This window comes from Phaeodactylibacter xiamenensis (genome assembly GCF_000759025.1).
GTDB classification, from domain to species: Bacteria; Bacteroidota; Bacteroidia; order Chitinophagales; family Saprospiraceae; genus Phaeodactylibacter; species Phaeodactylibacter xiamenensis.
The window spans coordinates 140,730-154,626 of sequence record NZ_JPOS01000002.1; the positions used below are offsets into that span (position 1 = coordinate 140,730).

The following is a 13,897-nucleotide window of genomic DNA, read 5'->3' on the forward strand; positions in this document are numbered from 1 at the left end:
ATAAAACTGGATTTGAAAGCCCCTAGTTCCTCAGCGGCTTATTCGTCTGCAGCATGTGCTGAATGCGCTCCAGAGTCTTCTGCTCACCGCAGAGGCTCAGGAAGGCTTCCCGCTCAATATCGAGGAGGTACTGCTCTGACACCTGTTGCTGCCCGGTGAGGTCGCCACCGCAAAGCACCCAGGCTACCTTGTGGGCAATCTTGATGTCATGCTCGGAGGCGTAGCGCCCGAGGCGTAGCTCGTTGGCTGCAGCGTAGAGGGCGGCGAGACCCGTACGGCCCAGCACCGTGATGTCCTCGCGCTGTATAGGCTTGGTGTAGCCTTCCGCAAGTTCCAGTACTTTCGCTTTCGCCTGAGCGATGTTGCGGTCGGTATTGAGTACGATGTGGTCCTTCTCCGGCAGCAGGTAGCCATAATCGTAGGCTTGGTGGGCAGAAGTCGCCACATTGGCCAGCGCGATGGTCTTGAACTGCTCGATGAGGGTTGGGATTTGCACGTCGCCTTCAAAGAAACGGTCGGAAGCACGCAGGGCAAATTCCTTAGTGCCACCACCACCGGGGATGAGGCCTACGCCCACTTCCACCAGGCCGATGTAAGATTCCGCAGCAGCCAGGGTGGCATCACAGTGCATGATGGTTTCGCAACCTCCGCCAAAGACATAGCCCTGTGTGGCAGCTACTACAGGCACGGAGGAGTACCGGCAGCGCATCGTAGTCTGCTGGAAGAGGTTGACGGCCATGTTTAGTTCGTCGAACTCCTGCTGATAGGCCAGCATGGCGATCATCATCAGGTTGGCGCCTACGGAGAAATGCTGGGCGTTGTTGCCAATGACCAGGCCTTTCCAGTCACCTTCTTCGGCAATTTGGATGGCTTCGTTCATGCCGCGGAGTACGCCCTCCCCTATGGAGTTGTGGGGGCTGACGAATTCCAGGCAAAGAACGCCGTCGCCGATGTCGTGCAGGACGACTTCGTTGTTTTTCATCACCGGTGCGCGGTCGCGGTAGTTGTCGAGGATGATAAATTCCTCAGCGCCCGGCACGACTTTGTACCCCTTGGATTCGAGGTCATAGTATTTCTTAACGCCACCTTCACGCTTGTAGAACTGCATATGGCCGGCAGCGACCATGTCCTTCACCCAGGGCGCAATTTTTTCTCCCTGCTCTTCCGCCAGTTGGATACCTTTCTCAATGCCAATGATGTCCCAGTATTCGAATGGGCCAACGTTCCAGGCATAGCCGGCTTTCATAGCATCATCGATGCTGTAGAGGTTATCTGAAATCTCCGGAATGCGGTTGGAAACGTAGGCAAAAAGGCCAAGGAGAGATTTGCGCACCAGTTCTCCGCCCTTATCGTCAGCGTCAAACATAGCAGCGATGCGCTTTTCCTGATCATCAATCTGCTTAGCCATTTTCAGGCTGGGCAGGTCCGGCTTCTGGCTGGGCTCGTATTCGAGGGTTTCCAGGTTGAGGGCGAGGATGACGCGGCGGCCATTCTCATCCTTTTCCTTAGTTCTTTTGTAGAAGCCCTGCCCGGTTTTGTTGCCAAGGAATTTATTGTCCAGCAGGAACTGCAGGTATTTTGGGATTTCGAAAGTAGCGGCTTGTTCATCATCGGGGCAGTTTTGCTTCAGGCCGTTGATGACGTTGGCTGCCGTATCGTGGCCCACGAGGTCGCCCAGACGGAAGGTGCCGGTTTTGGGGCGGCCAATGGTCGGACCGGTGAGTTTATCGACTTCTTCAATACGCAGCCCCAGCTCAGTGGTGAGTTGGTAAATCTTTGCCATAGCGTATACCCCCACACGGTTGGCGATGAAGGCAGGCGTGTCTTTGCAGAGGACGGTCTGCTTGCCCAGATAGACATCACCGTAGTGCATAAAGAAATCTACCACTTCGGGGTCCGTTTCCGGGGTGGGGATGATTTCCAGCAGGCGCATGTAGCGGGGCGGGTTGAAGAAGTGGGTGCCGCAGAAGTGCTTTTTGAAATCGTCGCTGCGCCCTTCCAGCATCATGTGTATGGGAATGCCCGAGGTATTGGACGTGATGAGGGAGCCCGGCTTGCGGTGTTGCTCCACCTGATCGAATACCTTTTTCTTAATATCCAGGCGCTCTACGACCACCTCAATGACCCAGTCGCAATCTTTGATCTTAGCGAAATCGTCCTCGAAATTGCCGGTCGTGATCCGGCTGGCGAAATCCTTGTGGTACAGCGCGGCAGGTTTGCTCTTAATGGCGCTCTTCAGGGCGGCGTTGACGATACTGTTTCGGGCAGCCGGGTCTTTCTGCTGATCTTCCGGCAAGTCGCGGGGCACGATATCCAGCATCAATACCTCCAGGCCGATATTGGCAAAATGGCAGGCAATGCCAGAGCCCATAACACCGGAACCCAGTACGGCTACTTTAGTGATTCTTCTGCTCATTGAGTGATGATTGGTTTGATTTGATATTTTTTAAGGGATTGTTTTGAGACAACAACCCGGATACGTTTTAGTGCTCCAATATTAGCGAATTTTCGCTAGAAAGGCAAAATAATCACATCTGAGGCGCCTACATTCTAATAATTTCCATTTGTTTGATAATTTGGCGTACTTGGAAAGCGTTGAGCTTTACATTACAAAAAATGTCCGCTGTACTCCTTGCCGGGGACAGACGCACCCATCAAAACTAAAAACCATATCAGACATCATGCTGCAACACACGCTATTGTTGTTTCAAACTGCTGAGGGCCTCGACCGGGAAGGTGAAGGGGTTGGTACTCAGAGTTTCTTTGACATTATCACTCAGGGTGGCCCACTCGGAATTATCATCGTACTTGTGCTGTTGGTACTTTCGGTGATGGCCATCTACATTTTTGTCGAGCGCTACCTCACCATCAAGCGGGCCGGTAAGATCGATGAGAACTTCATGAATAACATCCGGGCTAACGTACAGTCGGGCAATATCAATGGTGCGAAGGCACTGTGCCAGACAACAGACTCTCCCGTGGCCCGTATGGTAGAAAAAGGCCTGCAGCGCATCGGTAAGCCGCTTCGCGATATCGACGCCGCTATTGAGAACGTGGGCAACCTTGAGATTTTCAAGCTGGAGAAAAACCTCTCTACCCTGGCCAGTATTGCCGGTGCCGCGCCTATGATCGGCTTCTTCGGTACGGTAACGGGTATGATCCTGGCCTTCTACAAAATGGCAACCGAGCAGAACGTAACGCCGGATGTACTGGCGGGCGGTATCTATCAGGCCCTGATCACCACGGCTTTCGGGCTGTTCATTGGTATCCTGGCTTTCGTTGGTTACAACCTTCTGGTGGCCAGCGTAGAGAAAGTCGTCTTTAAAATGGAGCGCACCACAGTAGAGTTTATGGACCTGCTGCAGGAGCCTTCCGCCTAAATTAAAGTACCATGGGACTAAAAAAGCGGAGCAAGGTAAGCGCGGAATTCAGTATGTCATCGCTGACGGACATCATATTTCTGTTGCTGATCTTTTTCATGCTCACCTCCACGCTCGTACGCATTCAGCCCTTTGAGCTACCGAAGTCAGATTCCAAAACGGTAGCTTCAACTTCTATTGTGGTGACGCTGGAAAAGAACGGGCGCACCACTGTAAACAATAATGAGACGGCTGCCCGTAACCTGGAGCGTGCCTTGCGCATGGAAGTCCGAACCTCCGACAACCGCGACAATGCGGCCATTACCATCGTTGCGGAAATAGGCACGCCTTTTGACCGGGTTGTGGAGGTAATGGAAATCGCCAATCGGTTGAAAGTCAATGCGATTATTGCGACGGAGCCTCGATCATAAGCTAAAAAAACGAAAGTATGGGCATTAAAAAACGAAGTAAAGTTTCTGCGGAGTTTAGTATGTCTTCCCTGACGGATATTATTTTTCTGTTGCTGATTTTCTTTATGCTAACTTCTTCTCTTGTGGCGCCCAATGCCCTGAACTTGAAGTTGCCGAGCAGCTCCCGGAGCAGTAGCCCCAGCAGTGGGCAGGTGGAAGATGTGCGCATCAGCCGTTCAGGCAATTACTTTCTGGACAACCGCCGCCGGTCGCTGGGAGATATGGAGAATGAGATCCGGCGTATTTCCAGAAGCAGCAAGCCCAGTATTACCATTTCTCCGGAGAAAGGCACCCCGACTGAGCATGTCGTCGCTATTATGGATTTGGCGATGCGCTACAAAGTCAATGGCGTGCTGGCCACTGAAAAGGATTAGACGTTAAGTTTATGTGAATCCCGGCCTTCGGAAGAGGATTTGTGCAGAAAAGGCGTTAAGTTGAGTATACGCCAATGCTTAAAAGAAAAATACCATGGCAGTAGATACCCGAGTAACCCAGGAAGACGAGCAGAATAAGAAACGTGGCATGATTGTCAGCGTTGCCGTGCACGTCGTACTTTTGATGCTGGCTGTTTTGCCCCTCTTGACCTTCCCGGACCCGCCTCCGGGGCAGGAAGGCATTTTGGTCAACCTTGGCTTACCGGATGTGGGCGAAGGCAGTGAAAACGCCGGCCCGGCTCCGGCGGTAGAGGAAGACCCGGTGGACGTCCCTCAAGAGGAGACCGCTCCTCCCCCACCCGCTGAATCCGAGCCTGAGCCGGAGCCCGAGCGTGAAGTCATCACTGCAGATGACAGTGAAGTAGCCATTCAAAAAGAAAAAGACCGCAAGCGTAAGGAGCAGGAAGCCAGGGAACGCCGGGAGCGCGAGCAGGAAGAAGCCCGCAAACGTGCCGAGGCAGAGGCCCGCCGCAAAGCGGAAGAGGCTCAGCGCCAAAAAGAAGCCGAAGCAGCGAACCTGAAAGAATCTTTGGGCGGGCTGTTTGGTGATGGAGACGGCAAAGGCAATACCGGTACAGCAGGCAATCAGGGTGACCCAAATGGGGACCCGAATTCTGATATTCTGACAGGGATCAGCACGGGCTCAGGTACCGTTGGTGGCGGACTCGGCAGCCGCGGTGTAGCCCGCACCCACAAGCCACAGGATAACTCTCAGGAACAGGGCGTTGTGGTGGTGAAGGTCTGTGTGGACCGGTCCGGGAATGTAATTTCTGCGGATTTCACGCAGCGCGGTTCTACAGCGACCAGTTCCCGCCTCAAAAACCTAGCGATCAGCTCAGCCAAGCGCTGGCAATTCGCGCCCGGCCAGGTGGATAAGCAGTGTGGGACGATTACTTATAATTTTAGGGCGCAGTAAGAGCTGCTTACTTAACAAATACAATGCCCGGAATTCGTTGAATTCCGGGCATTGTATTTGTTAAGCTACACGTTAATTTTATGTCAAGGTGCCCCAAACTCTGTGACGCACTAAGCCCCCCTGCGTTATAAAGAGGTATCATCAAACGACACTTGTTTATGACCAACCGTGAAATCCGTGGTATTGCCGGGCAGTTATGCTTAGTCTTGCTTTCTTTGCTGCCGATGTATGTTTGCGCTATGCAAGACCGTAATGATGCTCCTGAGGAGCAGTATGAACAACAGCTTGAATCTTCCCGCGATGAGCGCGCTTAATGCTGCTTTTACTTCGTACCTTTGCCCCCCTATACTGACGATTAAGTGGTTTGCCACAGCAAACCTACTCAATGTCAGCATTTACGCAGGGAAGTGGCTTGCGCCTGTCCTGACAAGCTACGCTTCGTCACGGGTCGATGTCGCAAATCCAAGATTCCAGACGATGGATGTCTGGACTGTAAGCCCGACATTTATCGTTCCCCGTGCTGGCCGTCAGCGCCAGTAGGTGACCACTTCGTATTGCGTGTAATCCAACTCTTATGGCAAAGCGGACTTACCCTGAAACTTTAGCTTTTCTTTTTGAGCAACTGCCCATGTTCCAGCGGGTGGGGCCCATGGCTTTCAAAAAAGACCTGACCAATATCAGGGCACTTTGTGAAGCCCTGGGGCAACCACATGAGCGACTGCGGGCCATTCACATCGCCGGCACGAACGGAAAGGGGTCTACTGCGCATATGCTGGCATCGGTATTGCAGGCAGCCGGGCTCAAAGTCGGGCTTTATACTTCCCCTCACTACCGCGATTTTCGTGAGCGGATAAAAATTAACGGGGAACTGATGCCCGAAGAGGCAGTGGTGGATTTTGTGGAACAGTATGAAACGCTTTTTCAGACCATTAAGCCTTCCTTTTTTGAAATTACGGTAGCTATGGCATTCGACTATTTTGCGAAGGAGCAGGTCGACTGGGCAGTAGTGGAAGTTGGCATGGGCGGGCGTCTGGACTCTACTAATATCCTGATGCCGGAGCTGTGCGTTATTACGAATATCAGCTATGACCACATGCAATTTCTTGGAGAGACCCTGCCGGAAATTGCCGGGGAAAAGGCAGGCATTATCAAGCCGGGGATACCGGTAGTGATTAGCGAGACGCAGGAGGAGACACAGGAGGTTTTTCTCAAAAAGGCCGCAGAGGAGAGTGCGCCAATCATTTTTGCGGACCAGCATTACGAAGCACGTTTAGTTCAATCCGGATTTGAAGTAAGTCACTACGATATTTATAAGAAGGGTACTCTGCACCTGGAGCAACTGGAACTGAACGCCTACGGCGACTACCAGCGAAAAAACTTACAAGCCGTGCTGCAGGCTATAGAGTGGCTTCACCCCAAACAGCCGGTTTCAGAAACTAACCTTCGGACCGGGCTCCGGGAGCTTCGGACAAGCACCCGCTTCATTGGCAGGTGGCAGGTTTTGGGCAAAGCGCCCCTGATACTTTGCGATAGCGCACATAACGAAGCCGGAATTTCCCTGGCTATGCAGGAGCTCAACCGCTTGTCCTTTGAACGGTTGCATATAGTTTATGGCATGGTCAGTGATAAAGATCCCGAAAAAGTCTTGCGGCTATTACCCAGGGAAGCTACCTATTATTTTGCGCGCCCTGACATACCACGTGGACTGGAAGCGGAGAAATTGGCGCAGGTCGCTCAACGCCTTAGCCTCAAAGGCTTAGTGTACCCGAGCGTGAATGAAGCCCTCGAAGCAGCCCGCAATAAGGCAGGCGCCGACGATTTGATTTATGTAGGCGGCAGCATCTTCGTGGTAGCAGAAGTGGTTTAATCTTCTTCAATCTTTTCGTAACGTACACGTACAGCGTAATCGGTTGTTTCGAGCTTCCCGCGTTTCTTTTCGGCATAAACAGCAGTAAAGATACCACCAAAGAGTAAGATTAAGGACGCGTAAAAGACCCACAGCATAATCACCATCACGGAACTGGCAGCGTCGTAGAGGTCGGTGGTCTGAGACTGTTCTATGTAGAAGCTGATGCCGTAGCGGCCAATGCCGAAAAGAACGGTGGTCAAGAGAGCGCCAACGATTGTATCCCGCCACTTTAAGCGTGCATCGGGCAGGTAGCGGAACAGCAAGGTGAATAACACACTGACTACCACTATAGGCAGAGCGACGGAAGCGACCTTGGTAATGAGCAGGGAAATTTCCGGGATAAAACGCCCGAGGTAGCCGCTCAAAGCATCCAATAGCGTTTCGATGACAAGTGATACCAAGAGAATGAAGCCAATGCTCAACAGCAAGGCAAAAGAAGTCAGCCGGTCGAAGAGCATTTTGAGCAAACCGGCTTTATCTGGCTTAGGCTGTACTCCATACATTCGATTGAGCGCGCGCTGAATCGTCGCAAAAACCGTAGTGGAAGTAAACAGCAACGCTCCTATACTCACTGCGGAGGTGACCCAGCTTCCCTGAAACAGCCCGATCTGATCTAAGGTAGTCGCCAGCTGCGCGGCACTGTCCTGCCCCACAATCTCAGCAATTTCTCCAAAAATGGTCTTCCGGATCGCGTTGCGGTCGTAGAACACCGTTGTGGAGTAAATGATGACCATCAGCATAGGCGGCAGAGAGAAAATGGTGTAATAAGAAAGACTTGCGGCGTAGGTGAAAGCCTCCCTTTCGGCGAAGCGCTGAACTGTTGTCTTGAGGATTTGAAAGTAAAACTGACCCTTTGATTTGAGTTGGTCAATGCTCATGATGATGGCGGTTGTTGTTCTTCTGCCGGTGGTGTGTAATGCTCATTTACCTTTTCCAGCATTTGCTCCAGAAACAACAGCCAGGAAGGTTTATCAGCACTTGCCGCACTTTCTCTGTAAAGCATTGATGCCAATCCTCCGGCTCCCAGCGGGATGAGAATTTTGCGGATGATATTGCTCTTGACGGTTGCCTCTGTGTTTTTGAAACCCGCCCCGATAGCCTGACGCGTCACTTTCATCTCCAGCTTAAGGAGTTCCTTCCGGCGGCGAAGGTCTGAAAGGCTATTAATTTGGCGGTTAGGTTTTTCGTGTTCCATAGGGCTAATCATTTTGGAAGAATACTTTAATAATCCGGCTCAGTATAGGATTGGTAATGAGGATCCTGCGGAAAATCAACAAGAACAAAGTGAGCACCGCATACCCCCCACTTACCGCGAGGAATGCCCTTGGGTAAGACCCCCACTCCTCGCCCCAGTAAATGCCGAGCGCCAGAGAGGCAAACATCAGAATCATGAGAAAGAGCAGAGCGAGCACAAATATGGTGATCGCCAGGGACAGGCTTCGGGAGACCCGCTCTGCCATGTCCAGCTTGAAGTATTCCAGCTGCTGTTGAAAATAAGCTTTGGAGTAACCGTAGACTTCTCCCACGGCCTCAGAAATGGAATCCGTTGGTTTCATATTGCTTTTGTACTAATGAGGTGCAATCGTGTGGACATCCAATTTACAAAAAATGGGCAATTGGAGCGGTCCCATTTGCCCATCCTGATTACTAAGGCTTTGGTCAGCCTGTCATATTAAGGCTTCTCAGCAGGTTTCAGGCTTTAAGAATGTGCAGGAGCACAAAGCAGTAAGTATTGTGGTTCCTGATCGGTGTATTCGTTATCGGCTTCCGTTTTGCTTACTCAGTTCTCTTGCTTTACGCTGTATATTGTCGATAGCGTAGTTGATGCCAGCCTGAAAGTCTTCACTTGCACCTTCTACATTAGATGCAGTACGCTGGAACTGATGCTTTAGCGTATCTCCGGTTTTGCTCAGGTAATCACGGCTTTGCTCGTAAGCCTGATTGAGGTTGGAGGACAGCCGGTTGGTCTGATCATTCAGCTTAGCGGATAATTCTCCTGCCTGGCGATTTAGGTTTTCTGAAATTTGATCAGCCTGCTCTTTAGCGATCTTGCCATATTCGTTGGCTTTATCGGCTGCCTCAGAACGTACTTCGCGTCCTTTGTCACTGTTTAGCCAGTAACCGAGTGCTCCACCGGCGATCAATCCTAATCCTAATGCTATCTTTTCTTTAGTTGACTTTTCCATCTTACAGATTTTTGGTTTGTAATTAGTTTTACTCTTTTCTACATAATAAAAACAACGAAATCCTGGCGTACGTTCACTTTTTATCAACTAAATGAGAAAAAAAAACACATTTTGCGGATTATTTTTTCATTTTTGATTTAATTCGTCTTCTGAAAAGAAATTTTGGTCAATGGAAATAGAAAACCACTTATCCAGGAATATACGGTTTCTTCGCAAGGCACGGCACTGGAGCCAGGAAGAGCTCGCCTATCAGCTGCAAATTAAGCGGAGCAATATTGCCGCATACGAAAGTAAGAATGTGGAGCCCCGTCTGGGTCTTATATTAAGGATGGCTAAACTTTTCGATGTAAATATGGCAGAGCTGATACACACCGATATTGGGCTCAACGGTGGGGTCCGTCAGGCTTTTCAGCAGCCAGAGCCCGATAATACACCGCCACTTTTCTCTGCAGCCCTAAGCGGGCAGATTTCAGCCGAAGCACTTGACAGCTTTGTGGAACAATCACTGAGCGTGCGCAAAATGCTGGAGGGGTTCAAGATATTTTATGAATACAAAAAGGAAGCGGGCACTACTGACCCCAATGCAGGAAGCGCTGTGGATATTGATAATTTTCTTGACCTTATTGGGCACATGATCAAACTCAATGAGTCACTGATCGATCTTTTGCGGCAGAACGACGCAGAGGAGTAGCGCTCCATTCACAAAAAATGATTAAATAAAATCATTTTAATCCTATTTAGTCACTGACCGTGTTTTTCTTTAACCAAAATCCTTGAAAACGCTGGATTTCAGACTTTGGCATGGCTTTTGAACTATTATCTGTGTATTTAATCAACAATAGATCATTAACCAAACTAAATATATGTCAACCTTAGAATTCAGTCAAGCATTTAATGGATTAGAAAGTATTCTGTTCTCTTTTGCGATGAAGCTGACCCGGAACCGGGAAGACGCAAAAGACCTGATGCAGGAAACTGCCATGCGTGCCTACAGGCACCGCGAGAAGTTTACGGTCGGCACAAATTTTAAGAGCTGGTGCTCTACCATCATGCGCAATACCTTTATTAATCAGTACCGCAAGAAAAAATTGCGCCGCAATGTGAATGAGCCGATTGAGAGCTTTTTGTTTGCGGTAGAGAACAAGAATGTCATTCCCAACCGAGGCGAGATGAACATCCGCATGAAAGAGTATAAAACCATCTTCGGCGATATTGGAAAAATTTATAGTGTCCCGTTCCTGATGTTTTACAAGGGCTATGAGTACAAGGAAATTGCCAGCCACCTTGAAATCCCAATTGGCACGGTGAAAAGCCGGATCTTCCTGGCGCGGAAGAAACTCAGAGACCTGATCAAAGAGCGCTACGGCGTCCGTCCGGACCATAATGGTTAATGTTTGACGATGCCCATTTACCGATGAAGACAAAAAACAACCCCAATTAACCCTTGAAAGATCACAATGATGACAAATGGGCATTGCTTCGGCAGTGCCCATTCTTTTTTTATATAAAACCAACATATGAGAACCATAAATTCTATTGTAACCTGCCTGTTAACTACCCTGTTTCTAGCCACCCTAAGCAACTGTGGATACGAAGCCAATGAAGGCGCGACAAACCAAACGGTAGCAGAAGCCGCCGATAGCATTTCCCCACCGGCTGACGAAACTGATGGTGCGGATAATGTCGAAGGCTACCACACGGTACAAATGTCTACGGTTTATAAAGATCTTATGCCGGTACCGGAAGCCGTTATGGAAGGGGAAAACACTTATGCCGCCTACTACCCCGGCGAAGCTGTTTTTGATTTTTCACCAGACCGATATGTTTTCCGATATCTGATTCCTGATAAAAACGTGGATGGAGACCTCCTCAACCAACAGGAAAGGCAGCCCCCGCTTTTCAACACTTCCTGCGCCCGGGCTGAAGTGCCTTTGGAGTGTTCTAATTCCGCTTACCTCGCTTACAACGATGCTCAGGAAACTCCTTTGAACCGGATCGTTTACGCTTACATTACCCTGAATGAAAACGGGGAACTGGAAAGAATAGACCACATCCAACCTGCCAATAATGCCGCCTGTGGCCCATGCAGAGTGAAAGCGCAGGCTTACCTGGAAAATCTGCCTGAGTGGGAACCGGCCTACTTTTTTAATGGTTCAGCGGTAAAGGCGCAGCTGATCCTGCCGGTCAAAATTTAAACCTGGCAAATCAAAGCTCAAAATTCAAGTGGCCCTTCGAAGGATATCCGAAGGGCTCTTTTTTTTAGGACTTGTACTTCCGGTTGAAGTAATTGGAAATGCGGTACCGGGCGTGGTCATATTCATTCAGGAATTTTCCTGCATCACTGTAGACATCGCTGCTCAGCAGTTCGCTAACGGGCTGCAGTGGAGCAATGTGTTCCATGACTACTTTAAGTACAGCAACAAAAGGAAGTGCCAGAATCAACCCGGAGACACCCCAGATCATACCGCCCACGAATAAAAATATGATAGCCGCAAATGGATTGATGCTCACGCTGCTACCCACTACCTTTGGCGTGATAAAGTTGCCCTCCAGCGTTTGAATACTCATATACAGGAGTACGACCGCAGCAGGTTGCCACAGCGTACCCGTTGTAGCCAGTGCATAAACGAAGGGGAACGTGCCGCCCAGCGTGGTCCCTATGTAAGGTATGATCGCCAGGCAGGCCGCCAGAAAGCCCCAGAATGCAGCATAGTTGATGCCAATCAGCCACAACCCAATGCTATTTAATACTCCTAGAATCAAGATCACAGACAACAGCCCGGTCAGGTATTCCTTTAACACCCGCTCCACCTGCTCCATAATCACCATGGCTTCATCCCGCTTAGACCGGCTGAACTGCATAAGGAAAAAATTCTTGAAGGACGTGCGGTAGAGCATGATAAAGAACGTAAAAAGCACCGTCAGTAAAATGCTAATCAGAATATTCGAGCCGGAGCTCAGGCTTTGCCCTAAAATCTGAAGCGGCGCCTCAATGAGCTGGCTAAAATTAGACTTGAGCGACTCTTCAATACTAAAGGTGTCCAGGTTGATATATTGCTCCAAAAATGCAATGACCTGCTCTAAGCCACTCCTCAGCTTCCGCCCAATAGCCGGGATGTCGTTGATCACCGTTGCGAATTGCACAGAAAACAACACGAGCAGCCCGATGAGCGGCAAAAGAGCGATAACCATGGATAAAACAATAGCTAGCGGCATGTAGGAAATATACCGCTCCAGCCACCTTGAGATGGGCAGCAGCAGAAAAGAAAACAAAGCTGCAAACGCAATAGGGGAAAGAATACTCTGACCGATAATGGTGATGTACCCGCCCAGAAAAAGAATGATCAGCAGGGAAGCTAATCGGTGCAGGTTTAGCGTATCGTTTTGCATATAGGTTCTTAGTTAAAGTAGGTGAGTAGGAATAACGAATACTCAAGGTATTCGGAATACCCCAAAATTGCAAAGGGCTCCCAGGGAAGCAACAGTGCAATTATACCTGATTATTTGACAGCGTATGAAACTATCAAACACTTGCAGCTCAATCCACCAGAAATGAATCCCTGAGAGCCCTCTTTTTTCTTAAATTAAAACCGTGCCTGTTTTAAGCGCTCGCACGCTCTTTGACGCGCACCTTGTCCAAAAATTCGACAAGGTCCATATCGGCGTAGATTCCGTAAGAAGAAACGATTATACCTTTATCCCCGCTATGGGTCTCAACAGCAAATAATATTGATAAATCGCTTGGGTTGGACATACCTTCGAACCTGTGATATTCAACAATTGACATATCGCCAGATTTGTACTTTTTCTTATTGCTCAGATTGCGCATCCACTTCTTATCTTCTAATTTAAAGTCGTCTTTGAAGCCTCGCTTCCTTAGTGCCTGTGTGGCATGCGCCACCGAAGTGTATTGATTGAGTTTCATTACATATGCATTTCTGTTTAATCAGGATATTATAATTGAAGACAGATAAAGGAAAAGGTACTGCCTATGCAAACAAAAGTGAACCTGACTCAAAATGTATCTTGTTTGTGGTTATAGTTAAGTATTACCGGGGGCGGTGACCTCCGGCAATACTTGTCCTTCAGGTTAGGCTGTGACGTTAGCTTCTTTCTTAGCTTTCCAGGCATCAAGCATCCAACTGGATTTCTCAATGTCGGCCAGGAAACCGCCAATCATGTCAATCGTACCTTCATCTTCCACCTTGTCGGCACTACGGATAATCCCGCGCATGTTATCAATGATGATTCGATGGTTCTCCAGTATCGTTTCGACCATTTCAAATTCATCTTCGAGAATATCCGATTCCTTCACCGCAGCACGGTCGAGATAGGATGACAACTTACTGACGGGGCGCAGGCGCAAGGTCACTACACGCTCTGCAATCTCATCGATTTTCTCCCGGGCATCGTCATACAGTTCTTCAAATTTCTCATGCAAGTCAAAAAAGTTCTCACCATCCACATTCCAGTGGAAATTCCGCAGGTTCTGATAGTAGATATGGTAATTGGCCAGCAGATCATTCAAGCGGTCTACTGTTTTCGCTACTTCTTTGCGGTCTAATCCTAAGTAATTCATATTCAGTTGTTTCGAATTTCATCTTCGCCTATAGAACGACTTCA

At 49.3% G+C, this 13,897-nt stretch carries 17 protein-coding genes; 9 read left to right on the forward strand and 8 right to left on the reverse strand.

Annotated features, from left to right (window positions below):
* Positions 1 to 22: 22 nt before the first annotated feature.
* A complete protein-coding gene (locus tag IX84_RS00595; RefSeq protein ID WP_044215646.1) occupies positions 23 to 2,416 on the reverse strand; it encodes a 3-hydroxyacyl-CoA dehydrogenase/enoyl-CoA hydratase family protein in 2,394 nt (797 codons plus the stop codon).
* Positions 2,417 to 2,681: 265 nt separating this feature from the next.
* Here IX84_RS00595 and IX84_RS00600 point away from each other — a divergent pair, with 265 nt between their 5' ends.
* The 6 genes from IX84_RS00600 to IX84_RS00620 all read left to right on the forward strand — a co-directional run bounded on the left by IX84_RS00600 (position 2,682) and on the right by IX84_RS00620 (position 7,046).
* Positions 2,682 to 3,380 carry a MotA/TolQ/ExbB proton channel family protein gene (locus IX84_RS00600; protein ID WP_044145311.1) on the forward strand — a complete coding sequence of 233 codons (699 nt, stop codon included), beginning with the start codon at positions 2,682 to 2,684 and terminating at the stop codon, positions 3,378 to 3,380.
* Between the two features lie 11 nt (positions 3,381 to 3,391).
* Complete coding sequence (locus tag IX84_RS00605) at positions 3,392 to 3,790, forward strand: ExbD/TolR family protein (RefSeq protein ID WP_044215647.1); 399 nt, start codon at positions 3,392 to 3,394, stop codon at positions 3,788 to 3,790.
* 17 nt (positions 3,791 to 3,807) lie between these two features.
* Positions 3,808 to 4,203 (forward strand): ExbD/TolR family protein, encoded by a 396-nt coding sequence (locus tag IX84_RS00610; RefSeq protein ID WP_044215649.1) that lies wholly within the window; start codon positions 3,808 to 3,810, stop codon positions 4,201 to 4,203.
* Between the two features lie 94 nt (positions 4,204 to 4,297).
* Positions 4,298 to 5,179: a TonB family protein gene (locus tag IX84_RS00615; protein ID WP_044215650.1), complete on the forward strand. Its 882-nt coding sequence runs from the start codon at positions 4,298 to 4,300 to the stop codon at positions 5,177 to 5,179.
* Between the two features lie 158 nt (positions 5,180 to 5,337).
* Entirely contained in the window at positions 5,338 to 5,493 is a 156-nt protein-coding gene (locus tag IX84_RS33190; RefSeq protein WP_160213597.1) for a hypothetical protein, read from the forward strand.
* A 260-nt stretch (positions 5,494 to 5,753) separates the two neighbouring features.
* Positions 5,754 to 7,046, forward strand: coding sequence for a bifunctional folylpolyglutamate synthase/dihydrofolate synthase (locus IX84_RS00620; RefSeq protein ID WP_044215651.1), 1,293 nt, complete (start codon positions 5,754 to 5,756; stop codon positions 7,044 to 7,046).
* Here the strand turns inward: IX84_RS00620 and IX84_RS00625 are convergent.
* From IX84_RS00625 to IX84_RS00640, 4 genes are all read right to left on the reverse strand, one after another.
* Positions 7,043 to 7,966, reverse strand: coding sequence for a YihY/virulence factor BrkB family protein (locus IX84_RS00625; protein ID WP_044215652.1), 924 nt, complete (start codon positions 7,964 to 7,966; stop codon positions 7,043 to 7,045). The two genes, IX84_RS00620 and IX84_RS00625, sit on opposite strands and share 4 nt — an antisense overlap.
* Positions 7,963 to 8,283, reverse strand: coding sequence for a hypothetical protein (locus IX84_RS00630; RefSeq protein ID WP_044215653.1), 321 nt, complete (start codon positions 8,281 to 8,283; stop codon positions 7,963 to 7,965). The genes IX84_RS00625 and IX84_RS00630 overlap by 4 nt, the downstream gene beginning before the upstream one ends.
* Before the next feature lie 4 nt (positions 8,284 to 8,287).
* Positions 8,288 to 8,644, reverse strand: a complete 357-nt coding sequence (locus IX84_RS00635) for a phage holin family protein (protein WP_044215654.1) — start codon at positions 8,642 to 8,644, stop codon at positions 8,288 to 8,290.
* 201 nt (positions 8,645 to 8,845) lie between these two features.
* Entirely contained in the window at positions 8,846 to 9,274 is a 429-nt protein-coding gene (locus IX84_RS00640) for a YtxH domain-containing protein (protein ID WP_044215655.1), read from the reverse strand.
* Between the two features lie 169 nt (positions 9,275 to 9,443).
* Between IX84_RS00640 and IX84_RS30555 the strand changes: the two genes are divergently transcribed.
* The 3 genes from IX84_RS30555 (at position 9,444) to IX84_RS00655 (ending at position 11,469) form a co-directional block, all read left to right on the forward strand.
* A complete protein-coding gene (locus IX84_RS30555; RefSeq protein ID WP_052515669.1) occupies positions 9,444 to 9,965 on the forward strand; it encodes a helix-turn-helix domain-containing protein in 522 nt (173 codons plus the stop codon).
* A 172-nt stretch (positions 9,966 to 10,137) separates the two neighbouring features.
* Complete coding sequence (locus IX84_RS00650) at positions 10,138 to 10,665, forward strand: RNA polymerase sigma factor (protein ID WP_044215656.1); 528 nt, start codon at positions 10,138 to 10,140, stop codon at positions 10,663 to 10,665.
* A 126-nt stretch (positions 10,666 to 10,791) separates the two neighbouring features.
* Positions 10,792 to 11,469, forward strand: coding sequence for a hypothetical protein (locus IX84_RS00655; protein WP_044215657.1), 678 nt, complete (start codon positions 10,792 to 10,794; stop codon positions 11,467 to 11,469).
* 64 nt (positions 11,470 to 11,533) lie between these two features.
* On the opposite strand, the gene IX84_RS00660 is transcribed toward IX84_RS00655, so the two are convergent.
* From IX84_RS00660 to IX84_RS00670, 3 genes are all read right to left on the reverse strand, one after another.
* Positions 11,534 to 12,664: an AI-2E family transporter gene (locus tag IX84_RS00660; protein ID WP_044215658.1), complete on the reverse strand. Its 1,131-nt coding sequence runs from the start codon at positions 12,662 to 12,664 to the stop codon at positions 11,534 to 11,536.
* 211 nt (positions 12,665 to 12,875) lie between these two features.
* A complete protein-coding gene (locus IX84_RS00665; protein WP_044215659.1) occupies positions 12,876 to 13,199 on the reverse strand; it encodes a hypothetical protein in 324 nt (107 codons plus the stop codon).
* A gap of 165 nt (positions 13,200 to 13,364) precedes the next feature.
* The gene (locus IX84_RS00670; RefSeq protein ID WP_044215660.1) at positions 13,365 to 13,853 is read right to left on the reverse strand and encodes a Dps family protein; all 489 of its coding nucleotides are present in this window, start codon (positions 13,851 to 13,853) and stop codon (positions 13,365 to 13,367) included.
* Positions 13,854 to 13,897 lie beyond the last annotated feature (44 nt).